General features: G+C 61.9%; 17 protein-coding genes and 1 tRNA gene. 4 read left to right on the top strand and 14 right to left on the bottom strand.

Features of this window, described 5'->3' with window-relative positions:
• Positions 1-10: 10 nt before the first annotated feature.
• Positions 11-337, top strand: a complete 327-nt coding sequence (gene trxA / locus ACTHLA_RS09160) for a thioredoxin (protein WP_440187700.1) — start codon at positions 11-13, stop codon at positions 335-337.
• A gap of 133 nt (positions 338-470) precedes the next feature.
• Here the strand turns inward: trxA and ACTHLA_RS09155 are convergent, their stop codons facing one another.
• From ACTHLA_RS09155 to ACTHLA_RS09135, 5 genes are all read right to left on the bottom strand, one after another.
• Positions 471-1,772: a bifunctional folylpolyglutamate synthase/dihydrofolate synthase gene (locus tag ACTHLA_RS09155; RefSeq protein WP_440187697.1), complete on the bottom strand. Its 1,302-nt coding sequence runs from the start codon at positions 1,770-1,772 to the stop codon at positions 471-473.
• A gap of 134 nt (positions 1,773-1,906) precedes the next feature.
• A complete protein-coding gene (gene accD / locus ACTHLA_RS09150) occupies positions 1,907-2,839 on the bottom strand; it encodes an acetyl-CoA carboxylase, carboxyltransferase subunit beta (RefSeq protein WP_440187694.1) in 933 nt (310 codons plus the stop codon).
• A gap of 17 nt (positions 2,840-2,856) precedes the next feature.
• A complete protein-coding gene (gene trpA, locus ACTHLA_RS09145; protein WP_440187691.1) occupies positions 2,857-3,675 on the bottom strand; it encodes a tryptophan synthase subunit alpha in 819 nt (272 codons plus the stop codon).
• Entirely contained in the window at positions 3,675-4,898 is a 1,224-nt protein-coding gene (gene trpB / locus ACTHLA_RS09140; RefSeq protein ID WP_440187688.1) for a tryptophan synthase subunit beta, read from the bottom strand. Before trpB ends, trpA begins: the two co-directional genes overlap by 1 nt.
• Before the next feature lie 94 nt (positions 4,899-4,992).
• Positions 4,993-5,667, bottom strand: coding sequence for a phosphoribosylanthranilate isomerase (locus ACTHLA_RS09135; RefSeq protein WP_440187685.1), 675 nt, complete (start codon positions 5,665-5,667; stop codon positions 4,993-4,995).
• 123 nt (positions 5,668-5,790) lie between these two features.
• Between ACTHLA_RS09135 and ACTHLA_RS09130 the strand changes: the two genes are divergently transcribed.
• Positions 5,791-6,738 carry a glucokinase gene (locus tag ACTHLA_RS09130; RefSeq protein ID WP_440187682.1) on the top strand — a complete coding sequence of 316 codons (948 nt, stop codon included), beginning with the start codon at positions 5,791-5,793 and terminating at the stop codon, positions 6,736-6,738.
• A 53-nt stretch (positions 6,739-6,791) separates the two neighbouring features.
• Here the strand turns inward: ACTHLA_RS09130 and mscL are convergent, their stop codons facing one another.
• The 7 genes from mscL to ACTHLA_RS09095 form a co-directional block, all read right to left on the bottom strand.
• Positions 6,792-7,202, bottom strand: coding sequence for a large-conductance mechanosensitive channel protein MscL (gene mscL / locus ACTHLA_RS09125; RefSeq protein ID WP_440187679.1), 411 nt, complete (start codon positions 7,200-7,202; stop codon positions 6,792-6,794).
• A gap of 15 nt (positions 7,203-7,217) precedes the next feature.
• Positions 7,218-7,514, bottom strand: coding sequence for an integration host factor subunit beta (locus tag ACTHLA_RS09120; RefSeq protein WP_440187676.1), 297 nt, complete (start codon positions 7,512-7,514; stop codon positions 7,218-7,220).
• A gap of 212 nt (positions 7,515-7,726) precedes the next feature.
• Positions 7,727-9,415, bottom strand: coding sequence for a 30S ribosomal protein S1 (rpsA, locus tag ACTHLA_RS09115; protein WP_440187673.1), 1,689 nt, complete (start codon positions 9,413-9,415; stop codon positions 7,727-7,729).
• Positions 9,416-9,658: 243 nt separating this feature from the next.
• Positions 9,659-10,291, bottom strand: coding sequence for a (d)CMP kinase (gene cmk, locus ACTHLA_RS09110; protein WP_440187670.1), 633 nt, complete (start codon positions 10,289-10,291; stop codon positions 9,659-9,661).
• Positions 10,288-10,707 (bottom strand): type II toxin-antitoxin system VapC family toxin, encoded by a 420-nt coding sequence (locus ACTHLA_RS09105; protein ID WP_440187667.1) that lies wholly within the window; start codon positions 10,705-10,707, stop codon positions 10,288-10,290. Before ACTHLA_RS09105 ends, cmk begins: the two co-directional genes overlap by 4 nt.
• Positions 10,704-10,940, bottom strand: coding sequence for a type II toxin-antitoxin system Phd/YefM family antitoxin (locus ACTHLA_RS09100; protein ID WP_440187664.1), 237 nt, complete (start codon positions 10,938-10,940; stop codon positions 10,704-10,706). Before ACTHLA_RS09100 ends, ACTHLA_RS09105 begins: the two co-directional genes overlap by 4 nt.
• A gap of 56 nt (positions 10,941-10,996) precedes the next feature.
• The gene (locus ACTHLA_RS09095) at positions 10,997-12,259 is read right to left on the bottom strand and encodes a 3-phosphoshikimate 1-carboxyvinyltransferase (protein WP_440187661.1); all 1,263 of its coding nucleotides are present in this window, start codon (positions 12,257-12,259) and stop codon (positions 10,997-10,999) included.
• A 146-nt stretch (positions 12,260-12,405) separates the two neighbouring features.
• Here ACTHLA_RS09095 and ACTHLA_RS09090 point away from each other — a divergent pair, with 146 nt between their 5' ends.
• Positions 12,406-12,903: a TIGR02300 family protein gene (locus tag ACTHLA_RS09090; protein ID WP_440187658.1), complete on the top strand. Its 498-nt coding sequence runs from the start codon at positions 12,406-12,408 to the stop codon at positions 12,901-12,903.
• A gap of 259 nt (positions 12,904-13,162) precedes the next feature.
• Positions 13,163-13,238: transfer RNA gene (locus ACTHLA_RS09085), tRNA-Ala, on the top strand.
• Positions 13,239-13,404: 166 nt separating this feature from the next.
• On the opposite strand, the gene ACTHLA_RS09080 is transcribed toward ACTHLA_RS09085, so the two are convergent.
• Together ACTHLA_RS09080 and ACTHLA_RS09075 are read right to left on the bottom strand one after the other, a co-directional pair.
• Complete coding sequence (locus ACTHLA_RS09080; protein ID WP_440187655.1) at positions 13,405-14,214, bottom strand: alpha/beta hydrolase; 810 nt, start codon at positions 14,212-14,214, stop codon at positions 13,405-13,407.
• On the bottom strand, positions 14,211-14,978 hold the full coding sequence (locus ACTHLA_RS09075) for a DUF1365 domain-containing protein (RefSeq protein WP_440187652.1): 768 nt from the start codon (positions 14,976-14,978) through the stop codon (positions 14,211-14,213). Before ACTHLA_RS09075 ends, ACTHLA_RS09080 begins: the two co-directional genes overlap by 4 nt.
• Position 14,979 lies beyond the last annotated feature (1 nt).

The following is a 14,979-nucleotide window of genomic DNA, read 5'->3' as shown; positions in this document are numbered from 1 at the left end:
GGAGCCAGACATGGCGACGCACAAGATCACCGATGACAGCTTTGAAGCCGATGTGCTGAAGTCCGACACGCCGGTTCTGGTCGATTTCTGGGCCGAATGGTGCGGCCCGTGCAAGCAGATCGCGCCGATCCTTGAGGAACTGGCCGATGGCCTTGGCGACAAGGTCAAGATCGCCAAGCTGAACATCGAGGATTCCCCGATGACGCCGTCGCGCTTCGGCGTGCGCGGCATCCCGACCATGATGCTGTTCAAGGGCGGCCAGATGACCTCGATGAAGGTCGGCGCCATGCCCAAGGCCAAGCTGCTGGAATGGCTGGGCGAAAACGAAATCGCGTGATTTCGGGTCAAACCCTTAAAGTTAAGCCTCGCCGTTCTGCGGCGGGGTTTTTTATTGACCACGGAAAGCACGGAAAACACGGAAACGCGTTAAATTTCATGTCCGTGCTTTCTGTGTTTTCCGTGGTTAAAAATCAAACCGGCCAGGTCTCAGGCGACAGGGCCAGCACATCGCCCGCCAGATAGAGCGAGCCGCAGATCAGTACGCGGCGCGGGCCGGGCGGCAGGGCCTCAATGGCGGCCAATGGACTTTCCGCGACTTCAGCCTTGAAGCCGTGGGCGCGCGCCTTTTCAGCCAGGTCGGCGGGCGGGATGGCCGCGTCGCTGGAAAAGCCGACGCAGGCGATATCGGCCTTCAGCCCTTCCAGTTCCGCGAAAAATTCCGAAGCGTCCTTCGTATTGATCAAGCCGCAAATGATGTGCAAGGGCTTGGGGTCGCGGTCCTGCATGGCGTCGATAAAGCGGCGCAGGGCGCGGGCGGCGTGGGGATTATGGCCGCCGTCGAGCCACAGTTCGGACGCCTTTTCGGGCAGGGCGTCGCGCAAAGGCCCGGCCTTGATCGCTTGCAGGCGTCCCGGCCATGCCGCGGTTTGCAGGCCGCGTTCGATGGCGTCGGGTGGAATGTCCAGCATCAGCGCCGCCTTGATGGCCAGCGCCGCATTATCAAACTGATGCGCGCCGGGTATGGAAGGGGCCGGAAAGTCGTAAAGCGCGTCCTCGTCCTGAAAAATCAGCCGTTCGCCCTCGCGCCAGCCATCGAAGCCTTTGCCCATAATGCGCAAATCGACGCCGAGTTTCAGCGCCGACCGCTCCAGCGCATCGCGCGCCTCATCGGCTTGTCGCGCCGACAGGGAAGGGGTTCCGCGTTTGAAAATACCCGCCTTTTCGCGTGCGATCTGGTTCAGTTCATTGCCGAGAAAGGCCTGATGGTCGTAGTCGATCGGCGTGATGACAGTCAGGCGCGGGTCGGGGATGATATTGGTGGCGTCCAGCCGCCCACCAAGGCCCGTCTCCAGCAACACCAGATCGGCGGGCGTCTCCGAGAAAGCCAGAAACGCCGCCGCCGTGGTCGATTCGAAGAAGGTCAGGGGCTGACCCGCATTGGCGGCTTCGACGCGGTTCAGCACGTCGGCAAGCTGATCGTCCGTGATCAGACGACCGGCCAGCCGGATGCGCTCGGCGAAACGGACGAGGTGCGGCGAGGTATAGACATGCACGCGCAGACCGGCGGCTTCGGCCATGGCGCGCAGGAAGGCGAGGGTCGAGCCCTTGCCATTGGTGCCCGCGACATGCACCACCGGCGGCAATTTCAGTTGCGGATCGTCAAGCGCGGCGCAGACGCGCGACATCCGGTCGAGATTCAGGTCGATCAGCTTGGGATGCAGCGCCTTGAGGCGTTCTAAAGGAGCGTCGAAGGGGAGGAGGCGGTCGGTCATGGCGCGGCTTGCGTTAAGGGGCGTGGGGTCGATTGACCCCACATCTTCGTTCTAACAGAAAACCCGGCGCTTAAACGCCGGGTTTTCTGTTAGAAAAGGAACGGCTGGGGCCAATTGGCCCCAGACCCCGGAACTCAGGCCGCCCGGCGCCGTCCGCCCATCAACATCGCCATCAGCGCGCCCAGCACTTCGGGCAATTCATTGCGCGGCACCACGCGGTCCACCATGCCCTTTTCAACCAGATATTCGGCGGTCTGGAAGTCTTCAGGCAGCTTTTCGCGGATGGTGTTCTCAATCACGCGGCGGCCCGCAAAGCCGATCATCGCGCCCGGCTCGGCCAGATGAATATCGCCCAGCATCGCGTAAGACGCTGTCACCCCGCCGGTGGTTGGATCGGTCAACACCACGATATAGGGCAGTTGCGCTGCCTTCAGCTCCTGAAGCGCCAGGGTGGTGCGCGCCATCTGCATCAGCGACAGGGCGCCTTCCTGCATGCGGGCGCCACCCGCCGCCGTGAAGCAGACCATCGGGCATTTGCGCTCAATGGCGGCGCGGGCCGCGGCGACAAAGGCTTCGCCCGCCGCCGTGCCAAGGCTGCCGCCCATAAAGGCGAAATCCTGCACCAGCACGATGCAATCCACGCCCTGCACCTTGCCATAGCCAATCGCCATCACGTCCTTGGCGCCGGTCTTGGCGCGCGCGGCCTTGAGGCGCTCGGTATAGGACTTGCCGTCGGAGAATTGCAGCGGGTCTTCGGGCACATCCGGCGCGTCGATGGTTTCCCACTGGCCGTCATCGAAGGTGTATTTCAGCCGCTGCGACGCGCCGATGCGCATATGATAGCCGGACGGCGTCACCCACAGGGCGGCGTCGAGGTCCGAACGATAGATCATCTCGCCCGTATCGGGGCATTTGACCCACAGATTTTCCGGCGTTTCGCGGCGGGAGACGAATTTCGACACGCCCGGAGCGATCTTGCTCAGCCAGCCGCCACGTTCACGGCGTTCCGCCGGACGGTTGGCGGGGGGCAGTTTCGGGCCTTTGTTCGAGGAATCGGCCATAGCCATAGGGTACTCCGTAAACCTTATTCCCGAGCGGAATGGACAGCCTTAGCCAAAATCGCGGCCTTTTCCAGCACTTTTGTGTCAGCGGCTACGTTTTCGAGTAAAGATATGTTGATCTCATCGACCAAGGCCGAGCCGACCACAGCGGCGTCCGCGACGCGGGCGACCTCAGCGGCGCGTTGCGGCGTGCGGATGCCGAAACCGACAGCAACCGGCAGTTTCGCCGCTTCGCGCACGCGCTGCACCTGATCGGCGACGCCTGCCGCATCAGCCTCCTTGACGCCGGTAACGCCGGTGACCGAGACGTAATAGATAAAGCCGCGCGTGCGCCGCACCACCGTCTCAAGCCTTGATGCGTCCGTGGTCGGGGTCGCCAGCCGGATCAGCGCCAGATCGTGCGCGTCGAGCGCATCGGTCAGCTCTCCGGCTTCTTCAGGTGGGCAATCGACCACGATCAGGCCATCGGCGCCGCAGTCGGCCATGGCGGCGGCCCAGCCCTCATAGCCGCGGTTTTCGACCGGATTCATATAGCCCATCAGGATGATCGGCGTCGTCTGATCGCTTTCGCGAAAGCGCTTCACCAGTTCAAAAACGTGCGCGATCTTCGTGCCGTTCTTCAAGGATCGTTCAGCGGCGCGCTGGATGGTCGGGCCTTCGGCCATCGGGTCCGAGAACGGAAAGCCCAGCTCGATCAGGTCGGCCCCGGCGGCAGGCAGGCCTTTCAGGGTCTGGAACGATGTCTCAAGGTCAGGATCGCCCGCCATAATATAGGCGACGAAGGCGGCCTTGTCGGCGCGCTGCAACTCGGCAAAGCGCGCATCTATGCGAGAAACGCCCATTACATACCCTCCCCAAGCGCATTGGCGACCGTGAAAATGTCCTTGTCGCCGCGACCGGACAGGTTGAGCACGACGATGCCGCCCTTGCCGACCTCCCTGGCCAGATCGCCGACGCGCGCCAGGGCGTGCGAGGATTCCAGCGCAGGAATAATGCCTTCCAGCTTCGAGGTCAGTTGAAACGCCTCCAGCGCCTCCTTGTCGGTGGCGGTGACATAGCGCGCGCGGCCTGAATCGAACAGGTGCGCATGTTCAGGACCGACGCCCGGATAGTCGAGCCCAGCCGAGATCGAATGGCCTTCGAGAATCTGACCGTCCTCGTCCTGCAACAGATAGGTGCGGTTGCCGTGCAGCACGCCCGGACGCCCGCCATTCATCGAGGCGGCATGGCCGTTATAGACCTCAAGCCCGTGGCCTGCGGCCTCGACGCCGACAATCTTCACGCCCTCATCGTCGAGGAACGGGTGGAACATGCCGATGGCGTTCGACCCGCCGCCGACGCAGGCGATGACCGCGTCCGGCAGGCGGCCTTCCAGCTCCATGATCTGCGCCTTGGTTTCCTTGCCGATCACGGTCTGGAATTCACGCACCATTTCGGGATAGGGGTGCATGCCCGCCGCCGTGCCGATCATGTAATAGGTGTCGTGAACATTCGTCACCCAGTCGCGCAGGGCCTCGTTCATCGCGTCTTTCAGTGTGCCGTTGCCATTGGTGACCGGCACCACCTCCGTGCCCAGAAGGCGCATGCGGAAGACATTGGGCTTTTGCCGCTCGACATCGAGCGCGCCCATATAGACGACGCACGGCAGGTCGAAACGCGCGCAGACCGTGGCCGAAGCGACGCCATGCTGGCCCGCGCCGGTCTCGGCGATGATGCGCGTACGGCCCATGCGCTTGGCCAGCAGGATCTGGCCGATGCAGTTATTGATCTTGTGCGCGCCGGTGTGGTTCAGCTCCTCGCGCTTCAGATAAATCTTGGCCCCACCGAAATGCTCGGTCAGCCGTTCGGCGAAATAGAGCGGCGAGGGGCGGCCGACAAAAAACTTTAAAAGCGAGTGATATTCGGCCCAGAATTCCGGATCGTTGCGCGCGCTTTGCCACGCTTCGTTCAGCTCCAGCACCAGCGGCATCAGGGTCTCGGGCACATAGAGACCGCCGAACTGACCAAACCGGCCCTTGGCGTCCGGCAGGTTGTAGGCATTGGATCGCAGAACGCTGTCGTTCACGGAATTTGGCTCCTTCTCCTCGGCGCGGCGACCGCATCATACGGTGGCCTTGCGCGCCTCCCTTATACGCCACAGCGCACAAAAGAGACTGGCCTTATAGCGATTTTGCGACGCGAAGAAAGTCCGAAATCAGGGCGGGGTCTTTGACCCCCGGCGCAGATTCAACCCCTGAGGATATGTCAAAGGCGCGCGCGCCGCTGATGCGGGCGGCCTCCGCGATATTGCCCACATCCAGCCCGCCCGCCAGAAACCAGGGTTTTTCCCCTACCCAGCCGCGCATGATTGTCCAGTCGAAGCTGAGCCCCATGCCGCCGGGCAAGGCTGCGTCCTTCGGCGTTTTGGCGTCGAACAAAAGATAATCGGCGACCGCCTCATAGGCTACGCCAGCGTCAAGATCGGCGGCTTCGGACACGCTGATCGCCTTGATCACCGGCAATCCGGCGCGCGCGCGAATGGCGGCGACGCGCTGCGGCGTCTCCTTGCCGTGCAACTGAATCAGGCCGGGCTTCACCTTATCGCGCAGCGCGTCGATCAGCGCATCGTCGGGATCGACCACCACGCTGACCAGGCGCGCATCCGGGGTCACATCGCGCGCCTGCCGCATCAAGACCGCCATGTCCGGCAGGTCGAGATGGCGCGGACTTTTAGGGAAATGAATAAAGCCAAGGTAATCGGCGCCGCTTTTTAACGCCGCCCTTATGGCCTCCGCGGTCGAAAGGCCGCAAATCTTTATATCCACTTGCACAAAATCACCTCGATTTCGCCGCATAGGTGGAGAAGCCTTTAACAAAAATCAAGATTTTAATTCTAGTTTCATGTCTAAACACACCGCGTCACGTCACAGACGCGAGTAAGAAAATACCATAATAATAAACATGGGCAGGCAAATAAAATGAACGATTACGTTCTGTTGAGCGATATCAGTAATGGCGCGTCTCTTAAACTCGCACTGGCGCGTCCCGGTTCGCGACCGGAAAAGACCACACAATACGCATGCAATGATCTTAACGCCTTTCGCGACGCCATCTCGGATTTTCTGAGCGACAAGGGCGGGCCGAACCTGACGGGGGCGGCGGTGTCCGCCGCCGGTTGGGAGCGCGGCGGCGTGATCAAGCTGCCCAATCACGGCTTTTCGATCAGCCGCAGCGAAATGCGCGACTTTCTCCACGTCCAGCGCGTGAATCTGGTCAATGATTTCGTCGCCAAGGCGCTGGCCATACCCCGGCTGAAACCGTCCGAGCGCGAACAGATTTGCGGTGGCGAGGCGATGGAGGAGCAGGTGATCGCCGTGCTGGGCCCGCATAACGGCCTGGGCGTCGCGGCGCTGGCGCCTGACGGCATGGGCGCGTGGACCGCCATGCCGACCGAAGGCGGGCATTCCGATCTGGCGGCGACCAATGATCTCGAAGCGCAGGTCCTGCGCATTCTGATCAAGAAATATGGCCATGTGTCGCGTGAACGGGTGATTTCGATTCCCGGCCTGGTCGATATCTGGCGCGCCCTGGCCGAGATCGACGGCGACGAGATCGACGTGCCGGGACCGGAGGAGATCATCGCCCGCGCTATGGCGGACGACACCCGCGCCCATCAGGTCATCGACCTCTCAATGGGCTGGTTCGCCGCCATGGCCGCCGATGTGGCGCTGATCCTCGGCGCGCGCGGCGGCGTCTATCTGGCGGGCGACCTGCTCGACATGATCGGCGACCTGTTTGACGTTGACGCCTTCGTCCGGCGCTATACCGATAAGGGGCGCCTGAGCGGCTATGTAGGTGAAATCCCCGTCTTCCGCGCGGCGGCGCAGGATATGGAGGTTATCGGTCTGGCGACCCTGTTCGATTAAGACGGACCGACAGAACGAAAAAAGGCCGGTGGGTCGCTCCACCGGCCTTTGGTTTATTTGGCGTTCTGCTTTTTCAGCTCGTCAAGAATATTGGCCAGCAATTCTTCCTGACTGGGCGTATTCGCGGGCGGCGGCGGCGGGGGCGGCGGCATCAGCTTGTTGATCGCCTTGACCACCAGAAAGATCGCCGCGCCGATGATCACAAACTGGATGATGGTGTTGATGAAGGCGCCGTAGGAGATGGCGACTTCCGCCGTCTTGGTCGCCGCGTCCGCCGGAACCAGTATCCATTTCAGCTCGGAAAAATCGACGCCGCCGGTCACATAACCGATCGGCGGCATGATGATGTCATTGACCAGCGAGGTGACGATCTTGCCGAAGGCGCCGCCGATGACGACGCCGACCGCCAGATCGACGACATTGCCGCGCATCATGAAGGTTTTGAATTCGGAGGCGATGCTCATCTGTAGCTCCTGATATCAGGCGTTGTCGTCGCCGCTGAGATTGAGGCGTTCGCGCAATTCCTTGCCGCTCTTGAAGAAAGGGACGTGCTTGGCCGGAACGCTGACCGCCTCGCCGGTGCGCGGATTGCGCCCCGCGCGCGCCGGGCGCGAGCGCACGGAAAAGGCGCCGAAGCCGCGCAATTCCACGCGACCGCCCTTTTCCAGCGTGCTGACCATCGAATCCAGGATCAGATTGACGACGCGCTCGACGTCCTTCTGAGTCAGGTGCGGATATTCGGACGCCAGACGCTCAATCAGTTCGGATTTCAGCATCGTTTCCCCCGGCTGGTAAACCTGAGGGGCGAGCATGATGGAAAAAGAAAAACAGTTCAAGGGCTTGGACATTAATTAACGCATTGATAGCGGTAACATGCCCAAGTTTTTTCGCTGTGCGGCATAAGGTCTGGCCGCATGATCGGCCCGAACGAAAAAAGCCGGAGCGTTTCCGCTCCGGCTTCTTAAAGTATCAGCGAGCCGCAGAGCCCTTACGAGCTTTGCTTGTCGCGCAGGGCGGCGCCCAGGATGTCGCCGAGCGAAGCGCCCGAATCCTGCGAGCCGTACTGTTCGATGGCTTCCTTTTCGGCGGCCATTTCCAGAGCCTTGATCGACACGGAGACCTTGCGGGCCGCCTTGTCGACATTGGTGACCTGGGCGTCGATGCGGTCGCCGACGGCGAAGCGCTCAACGCGCTGCTCGTTGCGGTCGCGCGACAGGTCCGACTTGCGAATGAAGGCCGACATCGGCGCGTCGTCGTCGCCGAAACGGACTTCGATGCCGCCCGAGGTGACTTCGGTGACGGTGACGGTGACGGTCTGGCCCTTGCGGAAGGTATCGCCGCTCATCGGATCGCCGCCGAGCTGCTTGACGCCGAGCGAGATGCGCTCCTTATCGACGTCGACGTCCAGAACCTTGGTCTTGACGACATCGCCCTTCTTATACTTGGCGATGGCTTCTTCGCCCGGCAGGTTCCAGTCGAGGTCGGACAGGTGGACCATGCCGTCGATGTCGTTTTCGAAGCCGACGAACAGACCGAATTCGGTCGCGTTCTTGACTTCGCCTTCGATGGTCGAACCGATCGGATGGGCGGCCAGGAAGTCGTCCCACGGATTGTTCTGCGCCTGCTTCAGGCCCAGCGAGACGCGGCGCTTGGCGGCGTCAACTTCCAGAACCACGACCTCAACCTCCTGCGAGGTGGAGACGATCTTGCCCGGATGGACGTTCTTCTTGGTCCAGGACATTTCCGAAACGTGGACCAGACCCTCGACGCCCGATTCCAGCTCCACAAAGGCGCCGTAGTCGGTGATGTTGGTGATGCGACCGGTGAACTTGCCGCCGACCGGGTATTTCACATCGACGTTTTCCCACGGGTCGGACTGAAGCTGCTTCATGCCCAGCGAGATGCGTTGCGTGTCCGGGTTGATCTTGATGATCTGGACTTTCACCGTATCGCCGACGTTCAGCACCTGCGACGGGTGCGAAACGCGCTTCCAGCTCATATCGGTGACGTGCAGAAGGCCGTCGATGCCGCCCAGGTCCACGAACGCGCCGTAATCGGTGATGTTCTTGACCACGCCTTCACGGATCTCGCCCTCGGCCAGTTGGCCGACCAGTTCGGTGCGCTGCTCGGCGCGGGCTTCTTCGAGGATGGCGCGACGCGACACGACGATATTGCCGCGCGGACGGTCCATCTTCAGGATGGCGAAGGGTTGTTCCTTACCCATCAGCGGGGCGACGTCGCGCACCGGACGGATATCGACCTGCGAACCCGGCAGGAAGCCCGAAGCGCCGTCCATATCGACGGTGAAGCCGCCCTTGACGCGGCCGACGATCGAACCCATGACCGGCTCGCCGCGGTTGAAGATGGCTTCGAGGCGCGTCCAGGCTTCTTCGCGGCGGGCCTTGTCGCGGCTGATGACCGCTTCGCCCATCGCGTTCTCGACGCGCTCCAGATAGACCTCGACATGGTCGCCGGTCTTCAGATTGCCGCCTTCGGAGCCGAACTCCTTCAAGGGGATGCGGCCTTCGGTCTTCAGACCGACATCGACCGTCACATAGTCCTTTTCAACGCCGACGACGACGCCGTGAATGACCTGGCCTTCGAGCATGTCGCGGCCATGCATCGACTCGTCGAGCAGGGCGGCGAAATCGTCGCGGGAGGGATTAAATTCGCTCATAAATAAGCACTTCTTGGGTTGGCGCGTGTCCGTGTCCGCCAAATGCCGGTCGATCCGCAAGAGGCCGGGCGGGCGATCTGCGGCGGGCGGGGCGCGGGGTGCGGCTTTGAATGGGTTTTCAGATGTTTGGGAGGCGGCCATAATCGGCAGGCCCCAAGGGGTGGACCGGACCTGACAAGCAAGTCCCGAAGGCGGACCCTTTGTGCTGCCTCTTAACCGCCGCTGTTGAGATTTGACGCCCGTTCAGGCGCCACAACGGCTTTTCACAAGGGATCGCGCGGCCGCGATGGAGGCTTCTATATCCAAGTCGGTCGTATCAAGCAAGAGCGCGTCCGCCGCTTTTTCCAAAGGCGCGTCGGCCCGGCCGGAATCGCGCGCGTCGCGCACGCGGATATCGTTCAGCACCGTCTCATAGGCCAGCTCAGGATCGTGCGCCGACAATTGAAGCCAGCGGCGGCGCGCGCGCGTCTCCGGCTCGGCGGTGACAAACAGCTTGACCGGGGCGTGCGGGGCAATGACCGTACCGATGTCGCGTCCATCGAGCACGGCGCCGCCCGGCTGGTTGGCGAAGGCGACCTGAAAGGATTTTAACGCGGCGCGCACCTCAGGGATCGCCGCCACGCGCGACGCCATCTCGCCCGCCATGCGCCCGCGTAAGGCCTCGTCGGCCAGCAGCCCGGCGTCGATACCCTGCGCCAAAGCGGCGACGCCCGCATGGTCGTCAAGATCAGCGCCCCGCGCCAGATGCCCGACCGCACGGTACAAAAGCCCGGTGTCCAGACAAGGCAGTCCGTAATCGTCAGCGAGAATGGCGGCTAGTGTGCCCTTGCCGGAAGCGGCGGGACCATCAACGGCGATGATGAATGGCGTTTTCACGAACTGGAGCCTTGGGCGTTGACATGACCCAAACCCGCATAGGACAGGATCAGGCGGTCTTCGGTTATCAATTGCGCATGAAGATGCCGCGCCGTTGCGACAATGACCCGATCTGCCGGATCGCTGTGAAAGCCGTCAGGCAAACGTGTGCTGGCGAAAGCGATTTTGGGAGCCAGAGGCATCAGAGACAAACCGCCCTCATCCAGGACCGTGTCGATCCAGACCTGAATATCCCGGTCCAGATTGAGACGGCCTTTCGAATCCAGCATGGCGATTTCCCATACGGTCATGGCCGAAATGCACAGCTCACCCGCCATCGAAGCCCGTTCGATCAATGAGCGCGTTTGCGGGCCGATACGCGGTGAATTGTCGGTCATCCAGATCAGGACGTGCGTGTCCAGCAGGATAAGACTCATTTATTGGCGTTCCATTCGACGTCAATCGGCGAGATAATGTCGCCTTCATAAAGAACGCTGCCCGCCATCAAGCCGAACGGGCTTTTCTTCGGCGGCAGGGGCGTGAGCTGCGCGACCGGCTTGCCGTGCTTGGTGATGATCAGCGGTTGACGCGTCTGCGCCACCTCGTCGAGTAGCTTCAGGCAACGCGCCTTGAATTCGCCGGCGCCGATGGAATGCGATGCGTCGTCCATAATCATATGCCCATAGTCACAAGTCATGGTCATATTAGCACAACCAAGACCGTCTGTCACTCAAACGCCATCTCGACGCCGACGCTTTGCAGATCGCGCCAGTAGTTCGGCCAGGTCTTGGCGGTGCAGCCCGGATCGAGAATGCGCAGACCTTCGATCACCAGAGCGGCCTGGGCGAACGCCATAGCGATGCGGTGGTCATGATAGGTGTGAATATCGACCTCGACGCGCCGACCGATCAGGCTGCGGTCGGGCGTAATCAGCAGATCGTCGCCGATCTCCTGCGCCAGACCCGGCTGGATGCGATTCAATTCGGTCGCCACAGCGTTGATGCGGTCGCACTCCTTGACGCGCAAGTTAGCGATGCCGACAAAGCGCACCGGGCGGGAATTGAACGCCGCCAGCACGGCGATCGTCGGGATCGCGTCCTGCATCTGACTGCCGTCGATCACCTCGGGCAGGTTCGGAAACTGCGCAATATAGTCATAGGCCCGCGCGTCCGGCTGCATCATGTCGCCAGGCGCGATGCCGATGTCGATCTGCGCGCCCAGAAGGGCGTTGATCCCCCACGGATAGGTCGCCGCGCTGGCGTCCGGCTCGACCCAGTAATCGCGCGCCGCATAGGGCGTGTTGGCGATCTCCCAGCTCAACGGCCCGGTCGGCGCGATCTCGGCGCCAAAGGCGCGCATGCAGGTCAGCGTAATGTCGATATAACCGCGCGCGCCGATATCGTCGCCCTTGACGCCCAGACGCAGGGGCGCATCGCCCGCTACGCCCGCCATCAAAAGGGCTGAAACGTACTGACTGGACAGGCTGGCGTCCACGACGAGGTCGCGGTTGGCGAAACCGCCGCGGCTCGACACCGTCACCGGTGGGCAGCCGCTCGGCGCCACGGCGCGAACGCCCGCCGCGTTCAGCGCCGTCACCAAAGGCGCAATCGGTCGCTTCTGCATATGCGCATCGCCGGTCAGCACCGTCTCGCCCTCGATCAGGGCGGCGGCAGCGGTCAGGAAGCGCACGGCGGTGCCCGCATTGCCGAGGAACAAAGGCGCTTGCGACGCGCTCAGAACGCCGGAGCTTTCGACGACAAAATCCGTCTCGCCGTTTTCGGTCACCGTCACGCCCAACTGGCGCAGGGCCTGCGCCATATAGGTGGTGTCGTCGCTCTTGAGCGCGCCGGAAATATGGCTCCTTCCCTTCGCCAGCGCCGCGATCAGCAGCACGCGATTGGTGATGGATTTGGAGCCGGGCAGGACGATCCTGCCGCCAACAGGGGTTTTCGGCGGCGACAATCTGACGGAAGCGTAAGGTTTGGACATGATGTGGTCGGGATGAGGCCCGGCCTTTTCAGCGCAAATCAGCTTGCGAAAAATTGCGTCCGGGGCGGATTTAAGCTTTTGACAGGAGGCTTATCTAGTGGCAAGGGGGGCGAACGCAACAGCTATTTTCTGCCAGAGGATTTATCGTGGCTGATCCCGCATTAGGCGCCAAGCAAGTCTGCCCGAACTGCACGGCGAAATTTTACGACCTGAACAAGCATCCGGCGCACTGCCCGCGCTGCGACTTCGAGTTCGACCAGGAAGAAATCGTGCGCACCCGCCGCACCCGCGTCCGCGCCACCGAGCCGGACTATGAGGATACGGACGAGGAAGCCGAAGATCAGGTCAAGGCCAAGACCAAGGGCGAAGACGACGACGAGGACGAAGAGGCCGATGTCTCCGCGCCCGAAATCGACGAAGTGGTCGCGGACGATCCGATCGTCATCGACGAGGACGAAGACCTCGACCCCGCCGACCCGGCCCGCGTTGGCGGCGGCGGCGACAATGTCGATATGGATATCGAAGACGCCGATCTTGACGATGACGACGGCGACGATGTGCCGTTCCTCGAAGACGATGATGATGACGATTTCGAAGACGACATCGAGGGCCTGCCCGACGATGACGATGAGGACAATATCTAAAAATCAGCCGCCGGAACGCTCCGGCGGCTTTTTTCTTGGCGATAACCGCCCGTTACAATTGGGCTTTTGAGCGTGTCGCGAAAAAGTGCGAAAAAGTGCGCAAAAGGACTTGCGCACGATCAAGCCTTGAAATAGAAGTCGCGGCCTCGGCGGGCCACGGCCTCCGGGACCATCTCAGAGCGCGACGCGCTCTGAATTTACGACACCTCATGTATTTCCAAAAAGTGGCGTCCACTTTTTGGCATGAAGTTCTAAAGATGGGGCTATAGCTCAGTTGGTAGAGCGCTTGAATGGCATTCAAGAGGTCAGCGGTTCGACTCCGCTTAGCTCCACCATTAAAAAACCCCGCCGTAAGGTGGGGTTTTTTAATGGTGGGTATTATGTGTCGAACCGCAGGTTCGGCGCGACCCGAAAGGGCCCGCAACGGCGAAGCCGCCCCGAAGGGTTAAGCCGCGTAAATCGCGGCGCATCACTCCGCTTAAGGCCGCCTGGCGTCCCCCGTTACAGAGCCCGCTTCAGAAACGCCCGCAGATCACGATAGACCGACCCCTTCCAGCGGAACGGGATCGACAGGGCCGCCGCCATGTCCTGATGGCTGAGACCGTCATAGAGTTTCAGCGTCACATCGGCCCTGGCGACATCGAGACAGGCCTTGAGATTGACAGCATTGTGCGTCCCCACCACCGTATCGGCGCGGCTCTGTTGCAGCAAAAAGGCGGTGTTGGTGCGCGCAACATGGCTGACCGGCTGGGTTTCGACCGGGCGCGGCCAGTGGCCGAAGGCGTTGCGCGATTCCGGCACATCGAACGGATAAAAGTCATAGGGACCGGAAATGCCGGCGCAGGCGCGGATCACGGAGCTTCCCCGTATGGGGCCGAAATAGAGCCGATCCAGCGCCATCATCGCCGCCGCATAGCCGCCCGCCGAATGGCCGCATACGCCCAGCCGCGCCGCATCGCCGCCCCAGCCGCCGACATGCGCGATCAGGTGCGCGATGGCGGCGGCGTTGTCCTGCAAAAAGGTCGGATAGACCGCTTCCGGCGCGACGCGGTAGTCGGGTATGGCGACGACATAGCCCATCGCCGCCAGCGCATGCCCCATCCAGACATAGTCGTCCTTCGACCCGGAATACCAGCCGCCGCCATAGAAGAAGATCAGCACCGGCAGAGGATCGGTCGCCGCCCTCGGCGCATAAACGTCATAATGATGGCGTTCATGCGCGCCATAGGCGACGTCGTGCGCCACGCGGCGCACCGACGCCTCTTTCGGCGTCAGACGATTGAACAGGCTTATCAGGTTCAGCCCGCTCATGATGCGGCGCTGACGCTCGACTTCTGCGTCGGCGGCTTCGGCTTCAGCCGCAGCCCCTTGGCGAACAACAGCAGCGCCTCCCAGTGGATGCCCAGCACCACCTTCAGGGTCAGAAACGGCATGACGAAAAACAGACGCAGAAGCTGCGCGTCGTCAAGCGTCCGTCGCTGCGCGGTAAACCCGGCGAACAGCATCGGCGTCTCGGCGCGATTCAGCCGGATCTGCAACACAAAACGCTCCTCCGGCGCGGTCAGGTCGAAGCGATAGGCCATGTCCATATCCATAAAGGGCGAGACATGCAGCCGCTTGTCGCTGCTCTGGCGGATATGCGGTTCGCTCACCCGCACCGGCAAGACATAGGAATGGCGATCGCCAAAGGTGTTGTTGACCTCATAGATAACAGCGCGCATCGAACCGTCTTGCGCTTGCGCGAAATAGAGGCTGATTGGATTGAACACAAAGCCCAGCACGCGCGGCATGGCCATGAGAAACAAATGGTCGCCCGGCTCATAAAGACCGTGGCGGCGCAGCAGAGCCGTCATGCGCTCGCGTAGCGGCGAGGCCGTATCCGCCTTGTCCGGCCCATGATCGCGGTCATAGAAGCTGAACAGATTGAAGTGGTTGCGCGAAAAAAACCGCAACCGGTCGAGGCTTTGCGGCGCGTCGAGATCAAGCAGGGTCTGAAAGACGCGATAGGCCAGCCGGTGCCGCTTCGGCGCAAAGCGCTGATGCACGACCTCACCGACATAGAGCGCCTGATCCATG

The sequence above is a fragment of the Asticcacaulis sp. genome, assembly GCF_051956075.1.
Taxonomy (GTDB): domain Bacteria; phylum Pseudomonadota; class Alphaproteobacteria; order Caulobacterales; family Caulobacteraceae; genus Asticcacaulis.
Note: the sequence above shows the minus strand (reverse complement) of the source record. Positions and strands in the feature narration are given on the sequence as shown.

Bases quoted from the DNA above. Each gene is read 5' to 3' on its own strand.
- ACTHLA_RS09120 (WP_440187676.1), bottom strand. From the start codon at position 7,514: ATGCTGAAATCCGAACTGATTGAGCGTCTGGCGTCCGAATATCCGCAC.
- trpA (WP_440187691.1), bottom strand. From the start codon at position 3,675: ATGGGCGTTTCTCGCATAGATGCGCGCTTTGCCGAGTTGCAGCGCGCC.
- ACTHLA_RS09105 (WP_440187667.1), bottom strand. From the start codon at position 10,707: ATGAGTCTTATCCTGCTGGACACGCACGTCCTGATCTGGATGACCGAC.
- ACTHLA_RS09100 (WP_440187664.1), bottom strand. From the start codon at position 10,940: ATGGACGACGCATCGCATTCCATCGGCGCCGGCGAATTCAAGGCGCGT.
- ACTHLA_RS09135 (WP_440187685.1), bottom strand. From the start codon at position 5,667: ATGCGGCGAAATCGAGGTGATTTTGTGCAAGTGGATATAAAGATTTGC.
- mscL (WP_440187679.1), bottom strand. From the start codon at position 7,202: ATGAGCATCGCCTCCGAATTCAAAACCTTCATGATGCGCGGCAATGTC.
- rpsA (WP_440187673.1), bottom strand. From the start codon at position 9,415: ATGAGCGAATTTAATCCCTCCCGCGACGATTTCGCCGCCCTGCTCGAC.
- trxA (WP_440187700.1), top strand. From the start codon at position 11: ATGGCGACGCACAAGATCACCGATGACAGCTTTGAAGCCGATGTGCTG.
- accD (WP_440187694.1), bottom strand. From the start codon at position 2,839: ATGGCTATGGCCGATTCCTCGAACAAAGGCCCGAAACTGCCCCCCGCC.
- ACTHLA_RS09080 (WP_440187655.1), bottom strand. From the start codon at position 14,214: ATGAGCGGGCTGAACCTGATAAGCCTGTTCAATCGTCTGACGCCGAAA.
- ACTHLA_RS09155 (WP_440187697.1), bottom strand. From the start codon at position 1,772: ATGACCGACCGCCTCCTCCCCTTCGACGCTCCTTTAGAACGCCTCAAG.
- ACTHLA_RS09130 (WP_440187682.1), top strand. From the start codon at position 5,791: ATGAACGATTACGTTCTGTTGAGCGATATCAGTAATGGCGCGTCTCTT.
- ACTHLA_RS09075 (WP_440187652.1), bottom strand. From the start codon at position 14,978: ATGGATCAGGCGCTCTATGTCGGTGAGGTCGTGCATCAGCGCTTTGCG.
- ACTHLA_RS09095 (WP_440187661.1), bottom strand. From the start codon at position 12,259: ATGTCCAAACCTTACGCTTCCGTCAGATTGTCGCCGCCGAAAACCCCT.